21 protein-coding genes and 2 pseudogenes are annotated in these 22,876 nt (G+C 73.8%); 16 read left to right on the forward strand and 7 right to left on the reverse strand.

The genetic code is table 11. The annotated features are described in order from the left end of the window. Nucleotides 1–30: 30 nt before the first annotated feature. Nucleotides 31–738 carry a DUF4328 domain-containing protein gene (locus ACIQ87_RS34515; RefSeq protein ID WP_402414763.1) on the reverse strand — a complete coding sequence of 236 codons (708 nt, stop codon included), beginning with the start codon at nucleotides 736–738 and terminating at the stop codon, nucleotides 31–33. 173 nt (nucleotides 739–911) lie between these two features. Here ACIQ87_RS34515 and ACIQ87_RS34520 point away from each other — a divergent pair, with 173 nt between their 5' ends. The 4 genes from ACIQ87_RS34520 (at nucleotide 912) to ACIQ87_RS34535 (ending at nucleotide 2,735) form a co-directional block, all read left to right on the forward strand. Then, nucleotides 912–1,358, forward strand: a complete 447-nt coding sequence (locus ACIQ87_RS34520) for a hypothetical protein (protein WP_402414766.1) — start codon at nucleotides 912–914, stop codon at nucleotides 1,356–1,358. Between the two features lie 65 nt (nucleotides 1,359–1,423). Then, nucleotides 1,424–1,837 carry a DUF3040 domain-containing protein gene (locus ACIQ87_RS34525; protein WP_402414769.1) on the forward strand — a complete coding sequence of 138 codons (414 nt, stop codon included), beginning with the start codon at nucleotides 1,424–1,426 and terminating at the stop codon, nucleotides 1,835–1,837. Further along, entirely contained in the window at nucleotides 1,834–2,139 is a 306-nt protein-coding gene (locus tag ACIQ87_RS34530) for a PRC-barrel domain containing protein (RefSeq protein ID WP_402414771.1), read from the forward strand. The genes ACIQ87_RS34525 and ACIQ87_RS34530 overlap by 4 nt, the downstream gene beginning before the upstream one ends. 11 nt (nucleotides 2,140–2,150) lie before the next feature. Continuing rightward, a complete protein-coding gene (locus tag ACIQ87_RS34535) occupies nucleotides 2,151–2,735 on the forward strand; it encodes a type 1 glutamine amidotransferase domain-containing protein (RefSeq protein ID WP_402414774.1) in 585 nt (194 codons plus the stop codon). Nucleotides 2,736–2,759: 24 nt separating this feature from the next. On the opposite strand, the gene ACIQ87_RS34540 is transcribed toward ACIQ87_RS34535, so the two are convergent. The 3 genes and pseudogenes from ACIQ87_RS34540 to ACIQ87_RS34550 all read right to left on the reverse strand — a co-directional run bounded on the left by ACIQ87_RS34540 (nucleotide 2,760) and on the right by ACIQ87_RS34550 (nucleotide 5,186). Then, on the reverse strand, nucleotides 2,760–3,614 hold the full coding sequence (locus tag ACIQ87_RS34540) for a DNA ligase (protein WP_402414885.1): 855 nt from the start codon (nucleotides 3,612–3,614) through the stop codon (nucleotides 2,760–2,762). Nucleotides 3,615–3,794: 180 nt separating this feature from the next. Further along, nucleotides 3,795–4,664 (reverse strand): annotated as a pseudogene (ligD, locus tag ACIQ87_RS34545) (non-homologous end-joining DNA ligase); the annotation flags it as partial. Between the two features lie 87 nt (nucleotides 4,665–4,751). Then, nucleotides 4,752–5,186, reverse strand: coding sequence for a VOC family protein (locus tag ACIQ87_RS34550; RefSeq protein WP_402414777.1), 435 nt, complete (start codon nucleotides 5,184–5,186; stop codon nucleotides 4,752–4,754). Nucleotides 5,187–5,408: 222 nt separating this feature from the next. Between ACIQ87_RS34550 and ACIQ87_RS34555 the strand changes: the two genes are divergently transcribed. After that, nucleotides 5,409–5,843: a CBS domain-containing protein gene (locus ACIQ87_RS34555; RefSeq protein ID WP_402414779.1), complete on the forward strand. Its 435-nt coding sequence runs from the start codon at nucleotides 5,409–5,411 to the stop codon at nucleotides 5,841–5,843. A 122-nt stretch (nucleotides 5,844–5,965) separates the two neighbouring features. Here ACIQ87_RS34555 and ACIQ87_RS34560 read toward each other — a convergent pair. Then, nucleotides 5,966–6,358, reverse strand: a pseudogene (locus ACIQ87_RS34560) (transglycosylase family protein); the annotation flags it as partial. A 483-nt stretch (nucleotides 6,359–6,841) separates the two neighbouring features. On the opposite strand from ACIQ87_RS34560, the gene ACIQ87_RS34565 reads away from it, so the two are divergent. From ACIQ87_RS34565 to yidD, 8 genes are all read left to right on the forward strand, one after another. Further along, nucleotides 6,842–7,435 (forward strand): universal stress protein, encoded by a 594-nt coding sequence (locus ACIQ87_RS34565; protein ID WP_402414782.1) that lies wholly within the window; start codon nucleotides 6,842–6,844, stop codon nucleotides 7,433–7,435. Between the two features lie 64 nt (nucleotides 7,436–7,499). After that, nucleotides 7,500–8,954, forward strand: coding sequence for a PLP-dependent aminotransferase family protein (locus ACIQ87_RS34570; RefSeq protein ID WP_402414784.1), 1,455 nt, complete (start codon nucleotides 7,500–7,502; stop codon nucleotides 8,952–8,954). 188 nt (nucleotides 8,955–9,142) lie between these two features. Continuing rightward, complete coding sequence (locus ACIQ87_RS34575; RefSeq protein WP_402414787.1) at nucleotides 9,143–9,658, forward strand: hypothetical protein; 516 nt, start codon at nucleotides 9,143–9,145, stop codon at nucleotides 9,656–9,658. A gap of 631 nt (nucleotides 9,659–10,289) precedes the next feature. Further along, nucleotides 10,290–11,696, forward strand: a complete 1,407-nt coding sequence (locus ACIQ87_RS34580; RefSeq protein WP_402414790.1) for a family 2B encapsulin nanocompartment shell protein — start codon at nucleotides 10,290–10,292, stop codon at nucleotides 11,694–11,696. Between the two features lie 862 nt (nucleotides 11,697–12,558). Next, nucleotides 12,559–13,176: a hypothetical protein gene (locus tag ACIQ87_RS34585; protein ID WP_402414793.1), complete on the forward strand. Its 618-nt coding sequence runs from the start codon at nucleotides 12,559–12,561 to the stop codon at nucleotides 13,174–13,176. A 127-nt stretch (nucleotides 13,177–13,303) separates the two neighbouring features. After that, complete coding sequence (locus ACIQ87_RS34590; protein ID WP_402414796.1) at nucleotides 13,304–13,435, forward strand: hypothetical protein; 132 nt, start codon at nucleotides 13,304–13,306, stop codon at nucleotides 13,433–13,435. Between the two features lie 119 nt (nucleotides 13,436–13,554). Next, on the forward strand, nucleotides 13,555–14,325 hold the full coding sequence (locus ACIQ87_RS34595) for a hypothetical protein (protein ID WP_402414799.1): 771 nt from the start codon (nucleotides 13,555–13,557) through the stop codon (nucleotides 14,323–14,325). A gap of 168 nt (nucleotides 14,326–14,493) precedes the next feature. Beyond that, nucleotides 14,494–15,066 (forward strand): membrane protein insertion efficiency factor YidD, encoded by a 573-nt coding sequence (gene yidD, locus ACIQ87_RS34600; RefSeq protein WP_402414802.1) that lies wholly within the window; start codon nucleotides 14,494–14,496, stop codon nucleotides 15,064–15,066. Between the two features lie 102 nt (nucleotides 15,067–15,168). Here the strand turns inward: yidD and ACIQ87_RS34605 are convergent, their stop codons facing one another. Next, the gene (locus tag ACIQ87_RS34605; RefSeq protein WP_402414805.1) at nucleotides 15,169–17,511 is read right to left on the reverse strand and encodes a glycosyl hydrolase family 18 protein; all 2,343 of its coding nucleotides are present in this window, start codon (nucleotides 17,509–17,511) and stop codon (nucleotides 15,169–15,171) included. Between the two features lie 287 nt (nucleotides 17,512–17,798). On the opposite strand from ACIQ87_RS34605, the gene ACIQ87_RS34610 reads away from it, so the two are divergent. Both ACIQ87_RS34610 and ACIQ87_RS34615 read left to right on the forward strand, forming a co-directional pair. Then, nucleotides 17,799–18,464, forward strand: coding sequence for a class I SAM-dependent methyltransferase (locus ACIQ87_RS34610; protein ID WP_402414808.1), 666 nt, complete (start codon nucleotides 17,799–17,801; stop codon nucleotides 18,462–18,464). A gap of 112 nt (nucleotides 18,465–18,576) precedes the next feature. Further along, on the forward strand, nucleotides 18,577–19,677 hold the full coding sequence (locus ACIQ87_RS34615; RefSeq protein ID WP_402414811.1) for a TolB family protein: 1,101 nt from the start codon (nucleotides 18,577–18,579) through the stop codon (nucleotides 19,675–19,677). On the opposite strand, the gene ACIQ87_RS34620 is transcribed toward ACIQ87_RS34615, so the two are convergent. Continuing rightward, nucleotides 19,664–21,916 carry a hypothetical protein gene (locus ACIQ87_RS34620; RefSeq protein WP_402414813.1) on the reverse strand — a complete coding sequence of 751 codons (2,253 nt, stop codon included), beginning with the start codon at nucleotides 21,914–21,916 and terminating at the stop codon, nucleotides 19,664–19,666. The two genes, ACIQ87_RS34615 and ACIQ87_RS34620, sit on opposite strands and share 14 nt — an antisense overlap. 360 nt (nucleotides 21,917–22,276) lie before the next feature. Here ACIQ87_RS34620 and ACIQ87_RS34625 point away from each other — a divergent pair, with 360 nt between their 5' ends. Beyond that, nucleotides 22,277–22,864, forward strand: coding sequence for a TerD family protein (locus ACIQ87_RS34625; RefSeq protein WP_402414815.1), 588 nt, complete (start codon nucleotides 22,277–22,279; stop codon nucleotides 22,862–22,864). The last annotated feature ends 12 nt before the right edge of the window (nucleotides 22,865–22,876 follow it).

The following is a 22,876-nucleotide window of genomic DNA, read 5'->3' on the forward strand; positions in this document are numbered from 1 at the left end:
TCCCCGGCGGGAGCCCTCCTCCAGGTGGGCTCAGCTCCATACCGTCCCGCCGTGGACCCCGCCGAACACCGGGGTGGCGGACTCGGTGAAACGCTCCTCCTGCATGGCCGTCAGCCGCTGGACGACCAGGACGGCGAAGACCGAAGCCACCACGGACAGCAGGTCGGCGATCAGCAGCCAGCCGACGGCCTCCTGGTAGCCGTCCGCGTACTGCGCCGCGCTCGTACCGAGGTAGTGGTTGCCGAACCGGTCGGCCGCGTTGGAGAGCCAGAAGGTGATCCACCAGAGGGTGAGCAGCGTCTGTGGGAGCCGCATGCGGATCCCCGAGGCGTCCGGCCGGGCGGTGGCCTGCCAGATGTCGCCCGCGATCTGCCGCGGGAACCAGAGGGCGACCACGGGGGTGAACCAGCCGCCGATCGCCCAGCCGCGCCGGAACCGGTGCCCGTGCGGGTCGAAGACCTCGGCGTTCACCCGCACCCGGTAGAACCAGACGAGGAAGGCGATCGCGGAGGCGGCCAGGGCCACCACCTGGAGGAGGCCGACGCCCTCGTAGAGCTGCGCCGCGTCCGTCAGCGCGGATCCGTCGGCTTCGACGTCGTCGGCGAGCTCGCCGGCCTCCAGGTACAGGCGGAAGCCCGTGCCGAGGGAGGCGAGCGTCGCGGCGCCGGCCACGGCGAGCAGGACGGTGGAGACGGTGGCGGTGGGTCTCGGCGAGCGGTACACGGCGGGCGAGGACATCGGGGAACGGGCTCCTGGACTGGACCAATGTGACGGGGCGACACCCTAGGGCCTGGGGATCATCCGTGACCACTCCCTTTTCCGGCCCCGGCGCAGGCTGCGCGCGCGGCCCGGGAACGACCTAACCTGGAAGGGAACGTTCGGCGTGTCGCCCGCGAACGGAAGCGGTGGTCATGACGGTGGTCTCGGCGGCCCTCTTCGGTACCGACTGGTGGCAGCCCGCGCTGCCCGGCGGTGCCGAGTTGCTGCACGAGTGCGCCGCCCGGGGGTGGACGGTGGTGCTGACCGGCCCGGGGCCGGCCGGTGCCCCGGCACTGACCGTGGCCGATCCCGGGGACGACCCGGTGCGGGCCGCGCTGGACCTGGTGGACGGCAGGCCCTGGCACGCCGTGGCCGTCGCCGGGAGCGTGCGCGAGGTGCGGGCGGCGCGGCGGGCCTGGGTGCCGTGCGTCGCCCTGGCGGCCGGCCGCGACACCGGCCCGCAGCTGCGGGCGGCGGGCGCGGTCGAGGTCCACCGCGACGCCGCCGCCCTGTTGAGCGTCCTGGACGACAGCCTGCTCGCGCGCCCCCGGGCCTTCGGGCCCGTGGGCGCCGGAACAGGCGGTGCCCGGAACGGTTAGCGCCGGTTCGCACCGGGCAACCGCCGGGTGCGAGCACGTCACCCGAAGTGTCGGAGGTGACCGAGATGGACGGACCCGCGTTGAGCGGATGGGAGCGGCGGCTCCTCGAGGAGATCGAGTCCGATCTGCGCCAGGACACACGGCTCGACCGCAAGCTGAGCACGATGGGCGCCAAGCCGCCCGGTCGGGTCCGGGGCGTGCTCCGCGCGGTGGGGCGCAGGATCTCGGCGGGGGTCGTGCTGACCGCCCTGGTGATGACGGCGATCTGCCTCGGCGTGGGCGTACGGACACCCGCCCCCGCGGTGCTGGCCGCGCTCGGCGTGGTCTGGGCGGCCACGGTGGCGGCCGCGGTCGCCGCCTCCGAGCTGCTGCGCCGCCGGCGCACGGCCCGCGGCGACGGCGGACTGATCGACCCGGCGGAGGCCAGGGAACGTCGGGAGCGCCGCGAGCGGCGCCCATGGGACCGTCCGGAGGCGTGAGCGTGATGACCACCGACCTGTGGGAGCACCGTCCGGGCTCCCATCCCGCCGCCGACCTCACGCTGGTCGGGTACGAGGTGCGCGCCACCGACGGCCCGGTCGGCCGGGTCGAACAGGACACCGGGGACCACCTGCTGGTCGACGCCGAGCCCTGGGTGCCGGGCACCCGGGTGCTCGTCCCGACCGGACTGGTCGCCCGGCTCGACCACCTCGACCGCACCGTCCACCTCGACTGCCCGCGCGCCCGGCTGAGTTCCGCCCCGCCCGCGGCCGTCGACCTGACCACCCCGCACCCGCGCTGAGCGAGGGCGCCATGGGCTGGCCCTCCACCACGCTCACCGGCCGGACGATCGCCTTCCTGGTCGCGCCGTACGGGGCCGAGCAGGTCGAACTGACCGACCCGTGGCAGGCGGTCGCCGAGTCCGGCGGCACCCCGCGGCTGCTGTCCACGGCCGCGGGCCGGGTCCAGGCCGTCCGGCACCGCGCCGCGGGCGACACCTTCGCCGTGGACGCCTTGGTCGCCGACGCCGACCCGGCCGACTACGACGGGCTGGTCCTCCCCGGCGGCGTCGCCAACCCCGACCGGCTGCGCCTGGACCGCCCGGCGGTCGCCTTCGTGCACGCCTGCTGCGCCGCCGGCCGGCCGGTCGCGGCGATCTGCCACGCGGCCTGGACGCTCATCGAGGCCGACGCGGTGCGCGGCCGCACCCTCACCTCCTGGCCCAGTTTGCGCACCGACCTGGTGAACGCCGGCGCGCAGTGGGTGGACGAGCCGGTGCACGTCTGCCACGACGGCCCCGGTCCGCTCGTCACCAGCCGCAAGCCCGGCGACCTGCCGCTGTTCGACGACGCCTTCGTGACGGAGTTCGCCCATGTGACGGCGAAGCGGCGGGGGTGAGCGGGGGCGGGGGCGAGCCGGTGGTCAGTCGCCCCGGAGGCGGACGAAGGTGGCGGTGGGCGGCCGGCCGGTGAGGGTGAGTTCGGCCCTGAGCGGGGAGGTCAGCGGGTGGACCGGGCCGTGGTCGGGGTCGGTGGAGGGCGGGCCGAGCAGCGGGCGGACGACCTCGGCGACCTCGCGGGACCGGACCGGGGTGAGCCGCGGGGTGGTCAGGAACACCCGGCCGTCGTCGAGCTGGAGGACCAGCGCGTGCGGGTGGGCGGCCGGGCCGGTGACGGCGCGGACGGTGGCGTCGAGGGTGTCGCTGCGGCGGTACTTGACCCAGACGCGGCCGGCGCCGCGCGGGCGGTAGGGGGCGGCGGCGGCCTTGCAGACCAGGCCCTCCACTCCGGTGTCCGCGAGCCGCTCCATCCACTCCAGCGCCTCCGCCCGGTCCGTGGTGGCCATGACCGGCTGGACCGGCGGCGGGACGTCGGCGAGCGCCGCGAGCAGCAACCGGCGGCGGTCGGTGAGCGGCAGCCGGCGGACGTCGCGGCCGGGCAGCGCCAGCACGTCGAAGGCGATCAGGCCGAGCGCCACCTCGGGGGCGGCGGCCCTGGCCTGGCGGGTGTGCAGCAACTCGCCGAAGGCGAACCGGCCGTCGCGCCAGGCGACCAGTTCGGCGTCCAGGACCAGCCCCTCCGGCAGCCGGGCGACGGCGGCGGCGATCGGCGGGAACTCGGGGGCGAGGTCGCGGCCGCTGCGGGACTGGAGGTACGCGGGCCGCTCGCCCCGGGCGAAGGCGACGCAGCGGAAGCCGTCCAGCTTCAGCTCGTACTGCACGCCTCCGCCGCCCAGGCCGTCAGCGGGCGGGACGGAGGTCACGGCGGCCGGGCGCATCACCTCGACGGGCGGGTGCAGCACCTGGCGCGCCGGTGGTTCCGGTCCGGTGGCCCTCCGCCCGGCGGCCCTTCGCCCGGCGGTCTTCGGTCCGGCGGCCCTCCGCCCGGCGGTCCTCGGTCCGGTCGGTTCCGGTTCGGCCGGTTCGGCCGGGTCCGCTCCGGCCGCCGAGGGCACGGACGGCAGCGGCCTGGCCCGCCCGGGGTCCAGCAGCGGGGCGAGCAGGTCGCCGTGCGCGGCGAGCCGGCCGGGCACCTCGGCGAGCGTGAAGACCAGGTCCCGTTCGTCGGCGGCCGCGTCGAGCTCCGCCCAGGCCAGCGGGGTGGACACGGTCGGCAGCGGCCGGGCCCGCAGGGTGTACGGCGCGGCGGTGGTCTTCTTGGCGTTGTTCTGCGACCAGTCGACCAGCACCCGGTCCCGGCGGCGGGCCTTGGCCATGGTGTGCACCACCAGCTCCGGGCGCTCGGCCTCCAGGGCGGCGGCCAGCGCCTTCGCGTACGCGGAGACCCGGGCGCTCGGCGTGGGCTCGATCGGGACCAGCAGGTGCAGGCCCTTGGAGCCTGAGGTCTTCACCCAGGTGGTCAGGCCGTCCGCCGCGAGCCGCTCGCGCAGCAGCAGCGCGACCGTGCGGCAGGTGAGCACGTCCGCGCCCTCGCCGGGGTCGAGGTCCAGCACCAGCCGGTCGGCGAGGGCCGGCGCGGCCGCGTGCCACTGCGGGACGTGCAGTTCCAGGCAGCCCAGGTTGGCGAGCGCGAGCAGCGCCGCGCCGTTCTCCAGCACCACCTGGCGCAGCTCGCCGGTGTTGCTCGGCACGTCGACCGTGCGCACCCAGTCCGGGGTGCCGGGCGGCGGGTTCTTGGCGATGAACACCTCCGCCTCGACGCCGTCCGGGCAGCGCAGGAAGGAGACCGGGCGGTCGCGCAGGTGCGGGAGCAGCGCGGTGTGCGCGGCGGCGTAGTAGCGCAGCACCTCGCCCTTGGGGGTGCCGGTGCGCGGGTAGTAGACCTTGTCGAGGTGGGACAGGGCGAGGGTGCGCCCGTCCACCGTCATCTGCGGCACGGTCCGCCTCCGACCGCTCCGACCACCGCGCCGGTTCCGGGGCCCCCGGGCGGGCGCTCCGCCGGCGTGCGCACCGCGTCACCCCCGCGGGCGGGCGGCCGGCCGGGGCGCGCCCGGGTAGGTGCCGAAGAACCAGCGGTTGCCCTCCGGGTCGGCGGCGGTGAAGTCGCGCGAGCCGTGGTCGGTCTCGTACAGCCCGGTGATGATCCGGGCCCCGGCGGCCACCGCCCGGGCGTGCACGCCGTCCGGGTCGGCGGTGACCACGTACGCGGTGAAGCCGCCCGGCCTGCTCGGCCAGGGCACGTCGCCCTCGGGAGTCTCGCGGTCGGAGCCGAGCATCACGCCGCCGCCCTCGGGCCAGGCGAGTTCGGCGTGCGCGACGAATTCGCCCTCGCCGTAGGTGACGACCTCCCGGAAGCCGAAGGCGTCGACCAGGAAGCGGATCAGGGCCCGGGCGTCGGTGGCGCGCAGGTTGGGCCAGACCTGCGGGGCGGGGGTCTCGGTGGCGTCCACGGATCGCTCACTCCTCGGGAAGCACGGGTGGTTCCGCCTTCCACTCTGCGGCCGCACCGGCCGTCCCGGCCTTTCGGCGCCGGGCCGGGGTCGCGGGCGAGGACGGGGTTGCTTATGGTGAGGACGCGGTCACCCGGCCTCCGCTCCGCCGGAGGGAGCCCGGGAGCACCGCCGGGGGAGACGGGGGGACCAGCGGGGGGAACCACCGACGAAGGAGTCCCCGTGACCACTGCCCGAGACATCATGCACACCGGCGCCCAGTGCATCGGCGCCCACCAGACGCTGGCCGAGGCCTCGCGGATGATGCGTGACAAGAACGTGGGTGCGCTGCCGATCTGCGGCGACGACCAGAAGCTGAAGGGCATCATCACCGACCGCGACATCGTGCTGCGATGTATCGCGGAGGGCAAGGACCCGGCCAAGATGACGGCCATGGAACTGGCCGGCCACCTGCACTGCGTGCGCGCCGAGGACAGCATGGAGGCGGTGCTGCGCAAGATGGAGCAGCACCAGATCCGGCGCATCCCGGTGATCGACGGGGACCGGCTGGTGGGCATGATCAGCGAGGCCGACCTGGCGATGGGCCACCGCGACGGCCAGCGGCTGACGGACCAGCAGATCATCGAGTTCATGGACAGCGTCTACATGAAGCACTGACCGCCCGAACCCCCGCCGGACGCGTGCCGAGGTCCGCTGCCGTCGGGAAGCACGACGAGGCCGCCGCACCCCGGGTGGGGTGCGGCGGCCTCGGTGCGCGCGGTCCCGGCGCGGGGGTCCTACTTGGTCAGACCGGCCTTGGCGGAGCAGACCGGCCAGGCGTTCGGGCCCTGGGCAGCCAGGACCTTCTCGCCGATGGCGATCTGCTGGTCCTTGGTGGCCTGGTGGGCCTGCGGGGCGTAGGCGGTGCCACCGAAGGCGGCCCAGGTGCTCTGGGTGAACTGCAGGCCGCCGTAGAAGCCGTTGCCGGAGTTGATCGCCCAGTTGCCGGTCGCCTCACAGGAGGCGACCTTGTCCCAGACCGAAGCCGGCGCGGCGGAGGCGCTGGTAGCCGTGACGAGGCCGGCCACCGGCAGGGCGGTGAGCGCCCCGGCCATCAGAGCCATCCGGACGCGGTTGCGGCGCTTCGGGGTGGCAGTGGTGGTGGCAGCGGCGGTCTCGTTACGGAAGGTCATGGGGTTCCTTTCGGAGGGGTCTGCGAGCGCGCGGAACCAGGCCCTCGGAAGGCCGTCGGTTTCGGGGACACGTCACTCGCGTGGTCCTGCACCGTTCTGCTCGGGGGCGGTCGGCCCGGCCGGAGCGAATCGCTCGGTGCAACGGGTTCGAAGTTACGGGGGCGGTCGGGGTGGTTTCAAGGATTCGAAGGTTTGGCCACGTCAGAGGCCCGTTACCGGGGGTAAGAATCAAGGAAATGTGGCGATTTCGCCCGATTTGCCACCATTTCCAAGATCGAAAAGCCCTCCCAAGTGGCCCGCACCACTCCGGACCCGCCCCGGAACCGCTGTGAGGCCGCCCACACGGTCGACAGCGCGTGACGGTCGGCCAGCCGCCGGTGCCGATTCCGCCGCCGCGGCCGTCCGCCCGGGTGGCCCGGGCCACAGCCCTCACGCGGAGTGCCCGGTGCCGTCACCGTCGGTGGCGGGCATAGCCTCAGGCCCATGAGCAACGAGAGCGATGCAGCGGACACGGCGGACGCGGAAGAGGCGGACGCCGGTACGGGTGGGGCGGCGGACGCCGCTCCCGGAGGGGCCGCCGCGGCGGGGGCGCCGATCGGGGCCGAGGACCACGAGCCCGCGGCCGCGCCCGCGGGCTTCGAGCTGGGCACCGACGGCCCCGGCGTGATCCTGGCGGGCCTGGACGGCTCGGACTCCTCCTGGCGCGCCACCGCCTACGCCGCCGGACTGGCCCGCCGGCAGGGCGCCGTCCTCGCGGTGGCGTACATCCAACCGATCCTCGGCGCCGCGACCGCCCTGGCGGGGGCCGCGGTGGAGGAGACCACCCAGGAGATCGCCGAGGAGCTGCTGACCGCCCTGCGCGAGGCCGAGCACCGGGTGCGCGAGGTGTGGAAGGTGGAGTGGCGCTTCCTGACCATGCGCGGCGACCCGTACACCGGCCTCGCCAAGCTCGCGGACGAACTGCGCGCCGACGCCGTGGTGGTCGGCGTCTCCGAGCAGGCCGGGCACAAGGTGATCGGATCGGTGGCGGTCCGGCTGGTGAAGGCCGGCCGCTGGCCGGTCACCGTCGTGCCGTAGCCCTCTCCCGGGGCGGTGGGGCGGCGGGGCAGCCGCCGAGAGGCGGCCGGTAGGGTGCGTGACCATGACGGACACGCGGGGCACGCACCCCTCCGAGCCCGCCCACCCGACCGGGAACGACCTCCACCTCGACCTCCCCGCCACCGGCGGACGCCGCGCCGCCCTGATGGCGGCCCTGCGCGAGGCGATCCGCAGCGGCAGACTCACCCCCGGCACCCGACTGCCGCCCTACCGCACCCTCGCCGCCGACCTCGGCCTGGCCCGCAACACCGCCGCCGAGGCCTACGCCGAACTCGTCGCCGAGGGCTGGCTGACCGCCCGGCAGGGCTCCGGCACCACCGTCGCCGAACGCGCCGAACCCGTCCCGCGCACCCGGGCCCGTCGGCCCTCCCGCCGCCCCGGCCCCATCCACGACCTGCGCCAGGGCCAGCCCGACGCCTCCTCCTTCCCGCGAGCCGCCTGGCTCGCCGCCGCCCGCCGCGCCCTGACCGCCGCCCCCAACGAGGCCTTCGGCCCCGGCGACCCGCAGGGCCGGCGCGAACTGCGCACCGTCCTCGCCGACTACCTCGCCCGCGCCCGGGGCGTGCGCACCGACCCCGACCGGATCGTGGTCTGCTCCGGCTTCGCCCACGCGCTGCGGCTGCTCTTCGACGGCGCCGCGCCCGTCCTGCCGCCCGCCGAGCACGGTCCGCTGGCCGTCGAGGCGTACGGGCTGGGCTTCCACCGCGGGCTGCTGGCCGCCGCCGGCGTCCCCACCGTCCCGCTTCCGATCGACGAACGAGGCGCCAGGACAGGCGACTTGGCGCGGCACCCGGACGTCCGGACGGCGCTGCTCACCCCCGCCCACCAGTTCCCCACCGGCGGCCCGCTGCAGCCGGGCCGCCGCGCCGCCGTCGTCGACTGGGCGCGCGGGCGCGGCGGGCTCCTCCTGGAGGACGACTACGACGGGGAGTTCCGCTACGACCGCCAGCCGGTCGGCTCCCTCCAGGGCCTCGACCCCGAACGGGTGGTCTACCTCGGCAGCACCAGCAAGAGCCTGACCCCCGCGCTGCGGCTCGGCTGGATGGTGCTGCCCGACCACCTGGTGGACCGGGCGCTCGCCGCCAAGGGGGAACGCGAGGGCTGGGCCAGCGCCCTCGACCAGCTGACCCTCGCCGAGTTCATCGGCTCCGGCGGCTACGACCGGCACGTGCGCCGGATGCGCCGCCGCTACCGGGAGCGCCGGGACCAGCTGGTGGCCGCGCTCGCCGCCCGCGCCCCGCACGTCCAGGTGTCCGGCATCGCGGCCGGCCTGCACGCGGTGCTGCGCCTGGAGCCGGGCACCGAGCGCTCGGTGCTCAAGGCCGCCGTCTACCGGGGCCTGGCCGTCGAAGGGCTCGCCGACTACCGGCACCCGGCGGTCGGCGAGGAGGCGATGCCCGCCGTCGACGGCCTGGTGGTCGGCTACGCCACGCCACCGGACCACGCCTACCCGGCGGCGCTCGGCGCGCTCTGCGACATCCTGCCGCCGTGTGCGTGAGTGGCCGAGCACCGAAGGGCGTGGTCCGGGGCCGGGGGAGGGGCGGCGAAGCATAGGGCTCCGGGTCGGCCCGTGGGGCCGGAACGCGGGCGGGCCGGTGCGCGGTGTCCGCTCGCCGCTCCTGCGTCGGTACGGACCGGGGCAGAGGAGCGCAACCCTGGCGGAATCGGCGCCTACGCTCCTTGGTCATGCGCAGAACACACCTGAGTCGCGCCGCGCTCGCCGCATGTCCGGCCCTCGTCGTCGGACTGCTCCTCTCCGCCGCCCCCGCCGCCCGGGCCGACAGCCAACTGCCGCTCACGGCCGTCTCCGACAAGCAGACGACCGTGCGCGGCGGCGAGTTCACGCTCACCCTGACGCTGACCAACCCGTACGACACCCCGATCCAGTTCGTCTACCAGAGCGTCCAGGAGACCTACGCCACCAGCCTGGAGACCGGTCTCAAGTTCAGCGCGACCGCGTGCGGCACCCAGACCAACGGGTGCAGTGACAACGTCCACGGCGGCATAGCCCGTTACAACGTGCCGCTCGCCCCCGGCGCCAGCAGCGCCTTCACGGTGACGTACACCGTCGCCCCCGACTCGGCCTGTGGCCCCGGCACCCGGATCGACTTCTACTCCTACCTGTACTACGAGTACAACGGCGGCGAGTCCAACAACTCGGGCATCGTCGGCGTCCCCGGCACCCAGGTCGCCTGCGCCTGACCTCCGTCGGAGCCGCGGGCGTCGTCGGAGCCGCAGGCGTCGCCGGTCCGACGTCGCCGGTCCGACCTCGCCGGACCGACCTCGCCGCGCGGGAATCCCGGTGCGGCCCCCCACTGCGCACCCCCGTTCACCCGTCAGGTGCCGGTTCCCCCCGTGCCGGCCCTGGCGGGCCGTTCGCTTTTCCGCGGCGGCCCGCTCGCCCGTCCGCTGTCGTTGCCGCGCGGGTTCCGCGGCCGTTGCCGCGCCGCGCGGGTTCCGCGGCCGGAACGTGCGCCGGGTTGACGCCGGGCGACGGCCTCCGGGTCGTCCGGCAGGGTCCTGACCGGGGGGAAAGCCGGTGGCGGCACGGGGACCGCCGGGGCGAACGGATGTTCCCGGAGTTTGTGGGACCTTGGGGGCGGACCGGCCGAGATTCACCCTATCGGGGGGTAGTCGGCCTCCGTGCGGGCCCGGCCGGGCCCTGGTGATCTAGGGTTCCGGATGGGTCGCCGGGAGACGGTGGCCGCACTTCGCGAAATTCGCCAACGCCCCCACCAGTAAGCGGATCTGATGATTCGCCATGCCATGCGCCAGGACGGGCCCGTACGCCCCTGGACGCGTGACCCGATCACAGGAATGGAGAGCCCTGCCGATGACCGTGGACACGAGCCCGGAGGCAGTGCAGGCCAAGCAGCAGAGCCTTGCGACGGCCGCTGCCCGGAACCTTGCCACCACGACCAAGTCCGCACCGCAGATGCAGGAGATCACCTCCCGTTGGCTGCTCAAGGTGCTTCCCTGGGTCCAGGCCGCCGGTGGCGCCTACCGCGTCAACCGTCGGCTCACGTACGCCGTGGGCAACGGCGTGGTGGAGTTCATCAAGACGGGCTCCCAGGTCCGGGTCATTCCGGCCGAGCTGGGCGAGCTGGCGCTGCTGCGCGGATTCGAGGACGAGGACGTCCTCACCGCCCTGGCCGACCGTTGCCAGCAGCGGGACTTCGGCCCCGGCGAGGTGCTCACCACCCAGGGCGAGGCCGCCGACAGGATCTTCCTGATCGCGCACGGCAAGGTCAACAAGATCGGCACCGGCAAGTACGGTGACGACACCGTGGTCGGCGTGGCCGGCGACGGCGACCGCTTCGGCGACGACGCGCTGCTGAACCCCGACGCCGTCTGGGAGTTCACCGCCAAGACCACCACCGCCGGTGTCGCCCTGACGCTGACCCGGGCGGACTTCGCCGCCATCCGGGACAACGCCCCCAGCCTCCAGGAGCACCTCCAGGGCTTCCTGGCCCTGCCGCTCCAGGCGCAGAACGAGCGCGGCGAGGCCGAGATCGCCATGTCGGCCGGCCACCACGGCGAGTTCGAGCTGCCCGGCGCCTTCGTGGACTACGAGCTCAAGCCCCGTGAGTACGAGCTGAGCGTCGCGCAGACCGTCCTCAAGGTCCACACCCGCGTCGCGGACCTGTACAACCAGCCGATGAACCAGACCGAGCACCAGCTGCGGCTGACGATCGAGGCCCTGCGCGAGCGCCAGGAGCACGAGCTCGTCAACAACCCGGAGTTCGGCCTGCTCAACAACGCCGACTTCGACCAGCGCATCCAGACCCACTCCGGCCCGCCCACCCCGGACGACCTGGACGAGCTGCTCAACCGCCGCCGCGACCCCGACTACCTGCTGGCCCACCCGCGGACCATCGCCGCGATCGGCCGGGAGTTCAACGCCCGTGGGCTGTACCCCACCCACGTCGACCTCGGCGGACAGCAGGTGCCGGCCTGGCGTGGGGTGCCGATCCTGCCGTGCAACAAGATCCCGGTCACCAAGGAGAACACGAGCTCGATCCTCGTGATCCGTACCGGTGAGGACAACCAGGGCGTCATCGGCCTGCACCAGACCGGCATCCCGGACGAGTACCAGCCGTCGCTGTCGGTCCGCTTCATGGGCATCGACGAGAAGGCGATCATCTCGTACCTGGTCAGCGCCTACTACTCGGCCGCCATCCTGGTGCCGGACGCGGTCGGCGTGCTGGAGAACGTGGAGATCGCGAACCGTCGCAGCTGAGCGCGGGGGACGGTGAGCGCAGGCCGTAACCGGTCGACTCGAAGATCGTTTGACCTGATGACGGACGGCCCGCTCTCGAAGGCGGGCCGTCCGCCTGACCATGCCTGATCATTTCTGGTCGTACTCGATGGAGTTCCTGTCGGGAATGCGACCGAGTTCGGTCCTTTCGTCGGTTCTACCCGTTCAAGCCGTTCCTCCGGGGCCGGTCGGCCCGAGGCCGTTCCGTTCTCCCCGGACGATCCGAGAGGTGTGTGGAGCCCATGCCCGTGCGTCGGCAGATCCGCCGGATATCGCCCGGTGGCGGTGGGGGCGCGGCCCGCGGGCGACGGGTACGACTGCTCGGCGCGTCGGCCGGCGTGGTCGCGATCTGCGCGCTGGTCGGCGGTGCGACCGCGTCCGGCGCCGGCCACCCCGGCGGGTACCCGCACGGCCCGGTGGTGGACGTCTGCGTGTGCGACGAGACCGACGTGTCGATGTCGGTGGGGCCGGACGGTCAGTTGAGCATCGGTGTGGACGTCGACGTGGACGTGGACGTGGACGTGGACGTCCAGGTGGGGATCAGCGCCGCGCCGGGCCTCGGCCCGGGGCACCACGGGCACTGGCCCCCGCACGGGCACCACCCCTGCCACTCGCCCAGGCCCACTTCGAAGCCCACCGGGCCGCACTTCCCGACGCCGTCGTTCTCGGTGCCGAATCTCCCGTTGCCGTCCTTCCCCGCACCGTCCTTCCCCTCGCCCTCGCGCCCGGCGGGGCTGCCGGGCGGGCCCGGGTGGCCGGCCGAGGGGCAGGGTGGATCCGGGCAGGTCAGGCCGGGTCACGAGGGCGACGAGCACGATGACCACCACTGGCTTCACTGGCTCCATTGGCATCACTGGCACCACCATCACCATCATCACCACCACCCGCACCCCTGTCCAAGCCCGAGTCCGACTCCCACGCCGACGCCCACGCCGACGCTGACTCAGATCCCCACCCCCACTCCTACGCCGACGCTCAGCCCCACCCCTACGCCTACGCCTACGTCGACCCCCACTCCCACGCCTACGCCTACGTCGACCCCCACTCCCACGCCTACGCCTACGTCGACCCCCACTCCCACGCCGACCCCCACGCCAACCCCCACCCCGACGCCTACGCCAACCCCCACTCCCACGCCGACCCCGACGCCAACCCCCACTCCCACGCCGACTCCGACTCCGACGCCGACTCCCAGCCCCACGCCGTCGCAGAGCCCGAGTTCAAGCCCGAGCCCGAGTTCGAGCCCGAGTTCGACGCCGACAACGCCGTCGCCCAGTACGACACCGGTCCCCAGCTCGTCACCCGCGCCCCCGGCATCCCCGGCACCGTCCGCCCCCGGATCACCGCCGGCGCCTGGTCCGTCGCCCGTGCCGCCCGCGCCCGCTCCGGCCCCCGCGCCGCCCACCCCGGCACCGGCGGTCCCCGCGCCCGCTCCGGTGGTCCCCGCGCCCGCGGCCGATAGCCCCGCGGTACCCGACACGTCCGCCCCCAGCCCGGGGGCCTCGCCGAGCGCGGCGCGTCCGAGCCCGCTGTGGCCGACCCCGTCGGCGCAGCCCGTGTTCCACGTCCCCAGGTCGCAGCCCAAGGCCATGGCCAAGCAGCACCAGGGCACCTCGATGACCACCATGCTGCTGGTGATCATGGTCCCGGGGGTGCTCGCGGCGGCGGCCCTGCGTCCCGGGCGTGGTGGCCGAGGACGCGGTCGTTCGGGTCCGTCCTGATCGCCTCCTGACGGCCCGCCGAGCGGTTCCCGGCCTGCGGCGGGCCACGCTCCCCGGGCCGGGGGATGCCCCCTTGGCCTTCCGTTCCGTCACAAGCCAAGCCAGAGAAGGGAGTTCCCATGTCCGAGTGGGTGGCGGTGGTCATCGCCTTGGCGTCGGCCTGTGCCGTCGTGGTGGCGGTGGTGGTGCTCAGGCAGCGCCGGCCGATCGCGGCGGACAGCACCGACGAGACCCCGGACGTCATCGAGTACATCACGATGATGATCGGGGTGGTCTACGCGATCGTCCTCGGTCTCGCCATCGCGGGTGTCTGGGAGGCGCGCGGCGCCGCCCAGGACGACCTGTTCCGCGAGGCGCAGTCGCTGCGCGAGGTGAGCGACCGCGCGGTGATCTACCCGGCGGAGTTCCGCGACCAGGTCCGGGCCGACGTGGACGCCTACGTCTCGTACGTGGTGAACACCGAGTGGTCCTACATGCAGGAGAACGGTGGCATCACCGAGAAGGGCGATCAGCTGCTCCAGAAGCTCCAGAACGACGTCGCCACCCGGTCTCCCGCCTCCGACCTGGAGTCGCAGGGCTACCAGTCGATCATGGACCGCGTCAGCCAGGCCTCCGAGGCCCGTAACTCGCGTGGCCAGAACGCCGGGCCGACGATGCCCGGGGTGGTGTGGTTCGGCCTGATCGGCGGGGCGGTGGTGACCATCGGCATGCTGTTCGCGCTGCAGATCCGGCGCACGCCCAGGGAGTTGACGCTGGCGCTCTGCTTCAGCGTGCTGATCGCCTTCCTGCTGTTCATGATCTGGGACTTCGACAATCCCTTCTCCCGGAGCGTCTCGGTGACCACCCAGCCGTTCGAGGACCTCTTCCCCGAGCTCAACCTCGGCGGCTGAGCGCGGGGGTACGGAGGCCACGGGGTCGAGGCACCGAGGTACCGAGGCACCGAGGCGCTGAGGAGTCGAGGGGCCGAGGCGCCGGATCCGGGTAGATGATCTTCGGATAATCTTGCCCGGATCGTCGTGGGTCGGCCCCCGACGGAGAGAACGAGGGGATCGTCAGCAGTGTCCGACCCGACGCCGGATCTCGGCGCCCACTTCCCACCGGCCCGCCCGGAGCGCGCCTGGTGGTGGCTGCCCGCCTCGGAGCGGCTGCGACGGAAGAAGCAGCGCCGGGTCTGGGAGGGCTACCGGGAGCGCTACCGCAAGGAGGATCACGCCAAGGCCCAGCGGCGCAAGCACCTCCGGAACGAGGGCGCGGACTGCTGCTTCGACGGCTGCTGCGAGATCGCCGATCCCTGCCTGATCGTCCTGATCCCGGTGATGATGGTCTCCGGCGTGCGCTTCGCCCTCACCGGGTGGCGCGGGCACCGGACGGCCGATCCGTCCGCCCCCGCCCCGCGCGGGTTCGCGGCCGGGGTGCTGTACGGCGCGGTGCGCTACTACCGCACCGAGGTCAGCCCCCGCCGCCCGGCCTGCTGCCCGTACACGCCGTCCTGCTCGACCTACGCGGTGCAGGCGCTGCACCGGCACGGCGCGCTGCGCGGGGCCCGGCTGACGGCCGGGCGGCTGCTGCGCTGCCGTCCGGGCGCGGGCGGGACGGACCCGGTGCCGCCGGGCCGTGGCCGGGCGCGCTGAGGCCGGTCGGGCCGCGCCCGGGCGAGACGGGTACGGCGGGACGAGCCGCGGGTGGCCCGCACGGATGCTCCGTGCGGGCCACCGCTCGTTTCCGACGAATCGTCAGCGCAGGCTGCTGTCCATCGAGTTGAGCATCGTGCCGGCGGCGTCGTCGTTCTCCAGGGAGAAGGCGAACAGCCCGCCCAGGCCCTTGCTCTTGGCGTACGCCCCGCGCGCCTGGACGGCCTGCGGGGTGTCACCGGTCCAGAAGTTGGTGCCGTCGTAGACCCAGCTGCTCTCGGTGACCGGGTCCCAGTGGCTCTGCGCCGCGGTCGGGTTGAGCTCCTTCCAGGCGGCCAGGCCGGCCTCCTGGCTCAGCGGCTTCTTCGCCGTCGGGCCGGTCGCGCTCTGGTACAGGCCGTAGTCGGAGCCGGCCGGGACACCGGTCCAGCCGCGCCAGTAGAACGGGATGCCCAGCACGATCTTGTTCGCCGGGAAGCCGCCGGGGATGCCGTACTCGGGCAGTCCGGTGGTGTACGCGGCGAGCGTGGTGTCCACGTTGTACTTGCGGGTGCCCGGGGTGATCGGCGTGGTCGGGTCGGCCGGGCTGTCGTGCAGCGGGTCCTGGTGGTTGGTCGGGCCCGTGGCGTCCCAGGCGCCGTGCATGTCGTAGGACATCACGTCGGCGTAGTCCAGGTAGGCGCCGATCTTGTCGGTCTCCAGCTGGGCGATCTTGTCCTGGCCGCTGGGCAGCGCGGCGGTCAGCAGGTACCGCTTGCCCTGGGCGGTGCCGAGGGCGTCCAGCTGGGTGCGGAACTCCTTGAGCAGCAGCGTGAAGTTCTGCTTGTCGGCCGCGGAGTAGTGGTTGCCGGTGTGGCCGCCGGCCGAGCCCGGGTACTCCCAGTCGAGGTCGACACCGTCGAAGAGGCCGGCCGCCGAGGCCGGACCGCCGGAGGCGTCACCGGCCACGCCGGTCGGCAGGTTCCCCTTGAGGAACATGTCGACGCACGAGGAGACGAAGGCCTTGCGGGAGGAGTCGGTGGCCGCCGCGTCGGAGAAGTACTTGGAGTACGTCCAGCCGCCGATCGAGATGGTGAAGCGCAGGTTCGGGTACTTGGCCTTCAGCTGGCGCAACTGGTTGAAGTTGCCCTTGAGCGGCTGCTCCCAGGTGTCGGCGGTGCCGTCCACGCTGGTGCCGGAGCCGTAGTCGGCCTGGTAGTCGGCGTAGGCGTCGCCCGCGCCGTCACCGGCGTTCGGGTTGGACTCGTTGGCCGAGTCGGAGGCCTTCACCGCCTGGAAGCAGGTGAACCTGGTCGGGTCGATGTTGGCGAACGCGTAGTGGACGACGTCCAGCTTGGCCGCCGCGCCGCTGGTGTCGACGTTCTTCGCGTTGTACGCGTTCTCGTAGACGCCCCACTGGTCGAAGTAGGCCGAGCGGACCGGCTGTTGGGCGGGGGCCGCCGCGGTCGTGGTGCTCACCGGCGCGGACTGGGCGGAGGCGTGGCTGCCGGAGTAGCCCTGGACGCTGAAGGTGTAGCTCTTGCCCGGCAGCAGCGAGCTGACCGTGACGGAGGTGCCCATCGAGGTGGCGACCAGCTGGCCGTTGGACCACACCTTGTAGGCGACCGCGCCGTCACCGCTGGTGAGGGTGGACGGCTGCCAGGTGAGCACCACCGCGTTGGACGTCGTCCTGGTGACCGCGAAGCCGGTCGGCGTGGTGACCTTGCCGTCCCCGGCCGGGCCGCTCGCGGTGGCCGTCGGGGTCGGCGTGGTGGTCGTGGGGGTGCCCGTCGGGCTTCCGGTGGCGGTGGGGCTGCCCGTCGCGGTGGGGCTGGCGGTGGCCGTCGGGCTGGCCGTGGCCGTGGGGCTGGCGGTGGCCGTCGGGCTGGCGGTCGAGGTGGGGCCGGCCGGGCCGGTCAGCGTGAGGTCGTCCGCGTAGTAGGTGCCGGTGCCGTACCAGCCGTGGGTGAAGACCGTCACGGAGGTCGTGGTGGCACCGGTGGTGAAGGTGGTGCTCAGCTGGTTCCAGCCGGTCCCGCCGGGCGTCCAGACCGAGGAGTTGACGCCGGTGCCGGTGGCGCCCAGGTAGACGTAGCTGCCCTGGACCCAGCCGGCCAGGGTGTACGTGGTGTTCGGCTGGACGGTGACGGTCTGCTGGCACTGCGCGGTGTCGGCGGCCGAGGCGGCGCCGCTGAGCGCGTGGGTCCCACCGTGCACCGGGGTGGTGACGACCGACCCGTTGGAGCAGGTCCAGCCGGCCAGGGTGCCGGCCTCGAAGTCGCCGTTGGCGATCAGGTTGACCGGGGCCGCCGAGGCGGAGCCGAAGGTCAGGGCGATGGCGGCGCCACTGGTGGTCAGGGTGGCGGCCAGGGCCAGCGCGGTGGCCCTTCTGCGGTGGGCGGCCCGGCGGCCGGCGCGCTCCCCGGAGGGGTGAGCGGGCCGTGCGGGCAGGACACGGTCGTGCATGCGGTGGGTCCTCCGGATGTGTGGGGGTTTCCGGCGGTGCGGTGGCCCGGGTGGGCCGAGGGGAGCCGGCCCGGGCGCGGTGGGGGCGCGCGGGCAGGGTGACGCGTGCTGACGGGCGGTGCGCGGACACGACGGGCGGCCGACCCGTGCACGTCACGACTGAACAGATTGGACTGGACCAATATTCGCCGTCAAGGGTGTCCGCCCGCTGGACCGCTTCCGGCCGGGTCGGCGGCGGCCCGGTAGGTTGGCCGGTACGAGCAGGCCCGTCGAACGGAGGAGGCGCGATGGACAGCCAGGACTGGGACGACCGCTACGCCGCGAGCGAGCTGGTGTGGGGCGCCGCGCCCAACCGGTGGGTGGTCCGCGAACTGACCGGCCGAACCCCCGGCCACGCCCTCGACCTGGCCGCCGGTGAGGGCCGCAACGCCATCTGGCTGGCCGCCCAGGGCTGGGAGGTCACCGGACTGGACTTCTCCGCCGTCGCCCTGGAACGCGCCGAACGCCTCACCGCCGACCTGCCCGACGAGGTCGCCGACCGGCTCACCTGGCGCCACGGCGACGCCCGCGCCCTGGAAGCCCCCGCCGCGGGCTACGACCTCGTCCTGGTCGCCTACCTGCAGCTCCCCGCCGCGGACCGCCGGGCCGCCCTGCGCCGCGCCGCCGACGCGCTCGCCCCCGGCGGCACCCTGCTGGTCCTCGGGCACGACCTCAGCAACCTCACCGAGGGCGTCGGCGGGCCGCAGGACCCGGCCGTGCTCTTCACCCCGGAGGACGTCCTGGCCGACCTCGCCGACCACGGGCTGCGCACCGTCCGGGCCGAGCGGGTGCACCGTGTGGTCGGCGGGGAGCCGGGCCACAAGGGCGGCGGGGGCGGTCAGGACAGCGGGGCGGCGGCCGGTGGTCGGGTCGCGGTGGACGCGCTGGTCCGGCTGGAGCGGAGCGCCGGCTGACGCACCCGACCGGCGGGGCCTCGGCGAGGTCCCACCGGCCCCTGCTGGACGGCGGTGCCCGATCCGCCTGGCGGCGTACGACAGCTGACGCCACGTCAACTAGCTTGTGGGCATGAGGATTCGTTCGCTCGGGGCGGCCGCCGTGGCCGCCGCCCTGCTGCTGGCCGGATGCGGTGGCTCGGGCTCGGGAACCGGTGCGTCGCCGGCCGGCACCTCGCCGGTCGATGCGCCGTCGGCCGAAGTGCCCTCGGGCGGTGCGCCGCCGGCCGACCCACCGTCGGCCGGTGCCGAGCGCCGCGCCGACGGCGCCCGGCTGCTCTACCGCCCCGGCGGCGGGCACAGCGCGCAGAACCCCGCCTTCGCCCCGGACGGCCGCTCGGTGCTGCTCACCGAGTTCAGCGGGGGCTACAACAAGGGCGACGCCGCCCTCGGCATCCTCCCCGTGGACGGCGGCGCTCCGCGCAAGGTGGTGGAGGATCCCGACAAGGCGGCCGTCAACCTCCCCGGCACCAGCTGGAACGCCGCCGCCGACGCCTTCGCCTTCGCCACCGACCGGGAGTCGGAGCACGACGAGGTCTGGCTGATGCGGCCGGGCGGCGCCCCCGAGCGGGTGACCAGGCACAGCGACGGCAGCGGCTACAGCGAGCCGAGCTTCTCCCCGGACGGCGAGTGGATCGTGTTCCAGCAGAGCCGGGAGCCGGAGCACGCCGCCGGGGAAGGCGACCCGGCCGGGCGGGACTCGATCCGGAAGGTCCGCCGAGGCGGCGGCGAGACCGTCCTGCTGGTCGACGGCCCGGGCACCGGCACCGACAACCGGCAGCCGAACTGGTCCCCGAAGGGCGACCGGATCGTCTTCCAGCGCCGGAACGCGGGCCGTGACGACTGGTCGCTGTGGACGGTGGGCGCGGACGGCGGCGGACTGCGGCGGGTCACCGACGTCCCGGGCGAGCACACCGACCCGAGCTGGTCCCCGGACGGCCGCTTCCTGGTGTTCTCCTCCAATCTGGGGAACCTGCCGAACGCCCAGGTCTTCGTGGTCGACGCGGAGGGCGGAACCCCCGTCCGGGTGACCCACGACGACACCGCCTACGACGGCGCGCCGAGCTGGTCCCCGGACGGGCGGTGGATCGCCTTCGAGTCCGCTCCGGGCGGCGAGGCCGGCCCCGCCGCCCTCTGGCGGACCCCCGCGCCCGCGGGCGCTATCCGACCGTGATCGTCACCACCGAGTACTGGGCGACGGTCAGCGGCACACTGACCGTCGACCCGGTGACGGTGTACGGGACGGCCTTGGGTGCCGGGTCGGTGCCGTCCGGGCTGGCGACCGTGACGGCGGTGACGCCCGCCCCGGCCGGGAGGGCGTAGGAGAGCGTGCAGTTGGCGGGAGCGCCGCGGAACGCCGCCGGGGTGTCGGCGAAGTTGCTGAAGTTCACCAGGTGGACGACGGTGTCGGCGCCGAGCCGCCGGGCGTCCAGGAAGATCCGGCGGTCCCCGGCCAGGGTGACCGCGGGCGGGGCGGACTGCCGTACCGCGGTGAGCAGTTGGTCCGCCGAGGCCTGGTCGGTCTTGGTCAGGTAGCTCAGTCCGGGCAGCGCCTTGACGTACCAGCAGCTGCCGCTGCCGTAGGAGTTCTGCCTGGTGGCGGGCAGTGGGTCGGCCTTGCGCAGGCCGAGCACGTCGGAGAGCGCGAACTCGCTGCGCTGACCGCCCAGTTCGTCCAGCGCGGTGGGTGCGGGGCCGGTGATGACGATCGTCCCGCCGGCCGAGACGAAGCCGCGCAGCAGTGCCGCCTCGGTGTCCGAGACCGCCTGGAGGTTGGGCAGCAGCAGGACCTTGAACCGGGCCAGGTCGTCGGCGGTCAGACCGGGGCTGGGCACCGTGTCGAACGGGACGTGGGCGTAGACCAGCGCCTTGACGGCGCCCCGGAACTCGCCGAGCCACGGGATCGAGGCGCAGCTCATCTGCGGGTCGTCACCGCCCCACCAGTCGGCGATCCCGGCCGGGGCCGTGGCGTTGACGTACATCCCGTTGCCCTCGCCCGGGGCCACGTAGTCCCGCGACGGGGCCGAGTGGTAGACGCCGACCTGCGCGATCGAGACCGGGTCGTAGAGCTTCGCCTGGTTGGTGCGCACGAAGCGGTACATCCGGGTGCGCATCGCGGCGTCCACGGTGTCGTTCTTGAACGGGGTCTTCACCTCGTACGGGTTGCACCCGGCCGCGATCAGCTGGGACATCACCAGCGAGGCGTCGTCGGCCTGCCAGCCGTAGGAGAACGCCCAGGCGGGCTTGGTGCCGCTGGCGGCGCGGGCGTACTTGTACATGGAGATCAGGCAGACCCAGTCGGAGGCGGTGGCGTGCCGCATGCCGTCGTAGTTGCCGAGGATGTCCACCTCCCAGACCTGGCTGACGGCGCCCGGGGCCTGGCGCAGGTAGCCGCCGTCCAGGCCGATCGAGGTGGCGTAGCGGTAGTCCATCGACACGGTCTCGACGAAGGTGACCAGGTCGGGGTTGACCGAGCGGCCCGCGTCGGCGATGTCCAGCTGGAACCGGAGCAGGTTGCGGTGGCGCCACTCGACGTAGCGGCGGAAGACCGGGTCGGCGAAGTTCTGGGCCTTGGGCAGGTCGAGGCCGGTGTCGGCCTTGAACGCGGCCGCGCCCCAGGTGGAGGCGTCGCACCAGGAGAGCACGCCGTCGAAGTAGATCGGGACGTCCGGCCAGATGCCGTCCACGCCGGTCGCGGCCACGCCCTTGATCCGGTTGAGGTAGTAGTCCCGCCAGGGGGAGTTGGGGCTGAGCCAGACGCTCTCGTCGCCCGGGTCGACCCAGACCACCACGCTGCCGTAGAACACGTTGGGCTTGCCGGCGAGGTCGCGCTGGACCCAGTTCTTGCCCTGGTCGTTCTTGTAGAAGGAGCGGCCCTTCTCCCCGCCGGGGGAGATCAGCTCCAGCGACGGGTAGTACATGACGACCTTGAGGCCGGCGGCGTGGGCCAGCTTGGTGAACATCTTCACCTCGGCCATGTGGGCGGCGAACTGGGCGTCGGTGAGCCAGTCGGAGAGCAGGGTGTCCAGCTCGATGACGCTGACCTCCTGCGCCTTGAGGGCGTCCACGTAGCTCTGCATGTCGGCGGGCTCGTTGAAGGTGCCGTCGGCGATGCGGGCGTAGCGGGCCCAGTCCGGCCAGACCTGTGCGGCGGCGGTGTCGGTGCGCAGGCCGGCCCGCCGAGCCTCCGGCCAGAGGCCGTCGTACTGCGCGGTGCCGTGGTCGGTGTCCGGTGCCGTGGCGGCCCAGGCCGCGCCGCCGGGCAGCAGCCGGGCGGTGGCCAGCGCGCCGCCCGCGCCGAGGCCGGCCCGGAGCAGCCGGCGGCGGCCGAGGCGGGATCCTCCCGGGTGCCGCGGTGCCGGCTGCTGTGCGGTTCCTTCGTGCCGTTCGGTTCCTTCGTGCTGCTCGGGCATGGTGGTCCCCCCAGCGTGAGCGGGCCGGTGCGGCTCGGACCGGCCCGGGAACGGTCGTGAGCACCGCGATGGGTGCGTGGACGGCCGCGCCGTCCCGGGGCCGACCCTAGACCGCGCGCCGCCCCGGCCGTCCGGTCACGGTCGACGGCTACGCCAGACGTCGGACCGCCGGTTCCCTCAGTGTGCGGACCGTCGTCGGGGGCGGGGGCCGGGGGGCACCGGGGTGAGGTCAGGGGGAGGCGGGGGTGAGGCCCGGGGGAGTACGGGGTAGGGGTGCTCCCAGGACACCGTCGATGATCATAAATTCTCTACAGTGCTGTAGATTCGCGGCACGGGCGGTGGCAGAACGAGGAGGACGCGATGAGCGTTTCGCTGGCCAAGGGGCAGAAGATCAGCCTGGAGAAGCCGGGCGGCGGGCAGCTGAGCCTGGTCCGGATGGGCCTGGGCTGGAAGGCGGCGGAGCGCAAGGGCTTCCTTGCCAAGCTGCTGGCCGCCGGCCGGGAGATCGACCTGGACGCCTCGGCGGTGCTGTTCGCCCAGGGGCGGCCGGTGGACGTGGTGTTCTTCCAGCACCTCACCAGCAACGACGGCTCGGTCCGGCACAGCGGGGACAACCTGGTCGGCGGCGCGGGCGACGCGACCGACGACGAGTCGATCACGGTCAACCTGACCACCGTCGCCGCCGAGGTCGACCAGATCGTCTTCACCGTCAACTCCTTCACCGGGCAGACCTTCCAGGAGGTCGAGGCGGCCTTCTGCCGGCTCGTGGACGAGACCACCGGCGTCGAGCTGGCCCGCTACACGCTCACCGGCGGCGGCCCGTACACCGCCCAGGTGATGGCGAAGGTGCAGCGCACGGCGACCGGCTGGCAGATGACCGCGATCGGCCAGCCGGCCAGCGGGCGGACCTTCCAGGACCTGATGCCGGAGCTGGTCAAGTACCTCTGAGCCCCGCGGCGG

Source organism: Kitasatospora sp. NPDC096204, from assembly GCF_044763205.1.
In the GTDB taxonomy this organism is placed as follows: Bacteria; Actinomycetota; Actinomycetes; order Streptomycetales; family Streptomycetaceae; genus Kitasatospora.

Coding starts and splice junctions, on each gene's coding strand:
- ACIQ87_RS34540 (WP_402414885.1), bottom strand. CDS start 3,614: ATGCGCCCGGCCGCCGTGACCTCCGTCCCGCCCGCTGACGGCCTGGGC.
- ACIQ87_RS34625 (WP_402414815.1), top strand. CDS start 22,277: ATGAGCGTTTCGCTGGCCAAGGGGCAGAAGATCAGCCTGGAGAAGCCG.
- ACIQ87_RS34620 (WP_402414813.1), bottom strand. CDS start 21,916: ATGCCCGAGCAGCACGAAGGAACCGAACGGCACGAAGGAACCGCACAG.
- ACIQ87_RS34615 (WP_402414811.1), top strand. CDS start 18,577: ATGAGGATTCGTTCGCTCGGGGCGGCCGCCGTGGCCGCCGCCCTGCTG.
- ACIQ87_RS34605 (WP_402414805.1), bottom strand. CDS start 17,511: ATGCACGACCGTGTCCTGCCCGCACGGCCCGCTCACCCCTCCGGGGAG.
- ACIQ87_RS34515 (WP_402414763.1), bottom strand. CDS start 738: ATGTCCTCGCCCGCCGTGTACCGCTCGCCGAGACCCACCGCCACCGTC.
- ACIQ87_RS34590 (WP_402414796.1), top strand. CDS start 13,304: ATGGCCAAGCAGCACCAGGGCACCTCGATGACCACCATGCTGCTGGTG.
- ACIQ87_RS34575 (WP_402414787.1), top strand. CDS start 9,143: ATGCGCAGAACACACCTGAGTCGCGCCGCGCTCGCCGCATGTCCGGCC.
- ACIQ87_RS34520 (WP_402414766.1), top strand. CDS start 912: ATGACGGTGGTCTCGGCGGCCCTCTTCGGTACCGACTGGTGGCAGCCC.
- ACIQ87_RS34525 (WP_402414769.1), top strand. CDS start 1,424: ATGGACGGACCCGCGTTGAGCGGATGGGAGCGGCGGCTCCTCGAGGAG.
- ACIQ87_RS34535 (WP_402414774.1), top strand. CDS start 2,151: ATGGGCTGGCCCTCCACCACGCTCACCGGCCGGACGATCGCCTTCCTG.
- ACIQ87_RS34580 (WP_402414790.1), top strand. CDS start 10,290: ATGACCGTGGACACGAGCCCGGAGGCAGTGCAGGCCAAGCAGCAGAGC.
- ACIQ87_RS34565 (WP_402414782.1), top strand. CDS start 6,842: ATGAGCAACGAGAGCGATGCAGCGGACACGGCGGACGCGGAAGAGGCG.
- ACIQ87_RS34570 (WP_402414784.1), top strand. CDS start 7,500: ATGACGGACACGCGGGGCACGCACCCCTCCGAGCCCGCCCACCCGACC.
- ACIQ87_RS34610 (WP_402414808.1), top strand. CDS start 17,799: ATGGACAGCCAGGACTGGGACGACCGCTACGCCGCGAGCGAGCTGGTG.
- ACIQ87_RS34595 (WP_402414799.1), top strand. CDS start 13,555: ATGTCCGAGTGGGTGGCGGTGGTCATCGCCTTGGCGTCGGCCTGTGCC.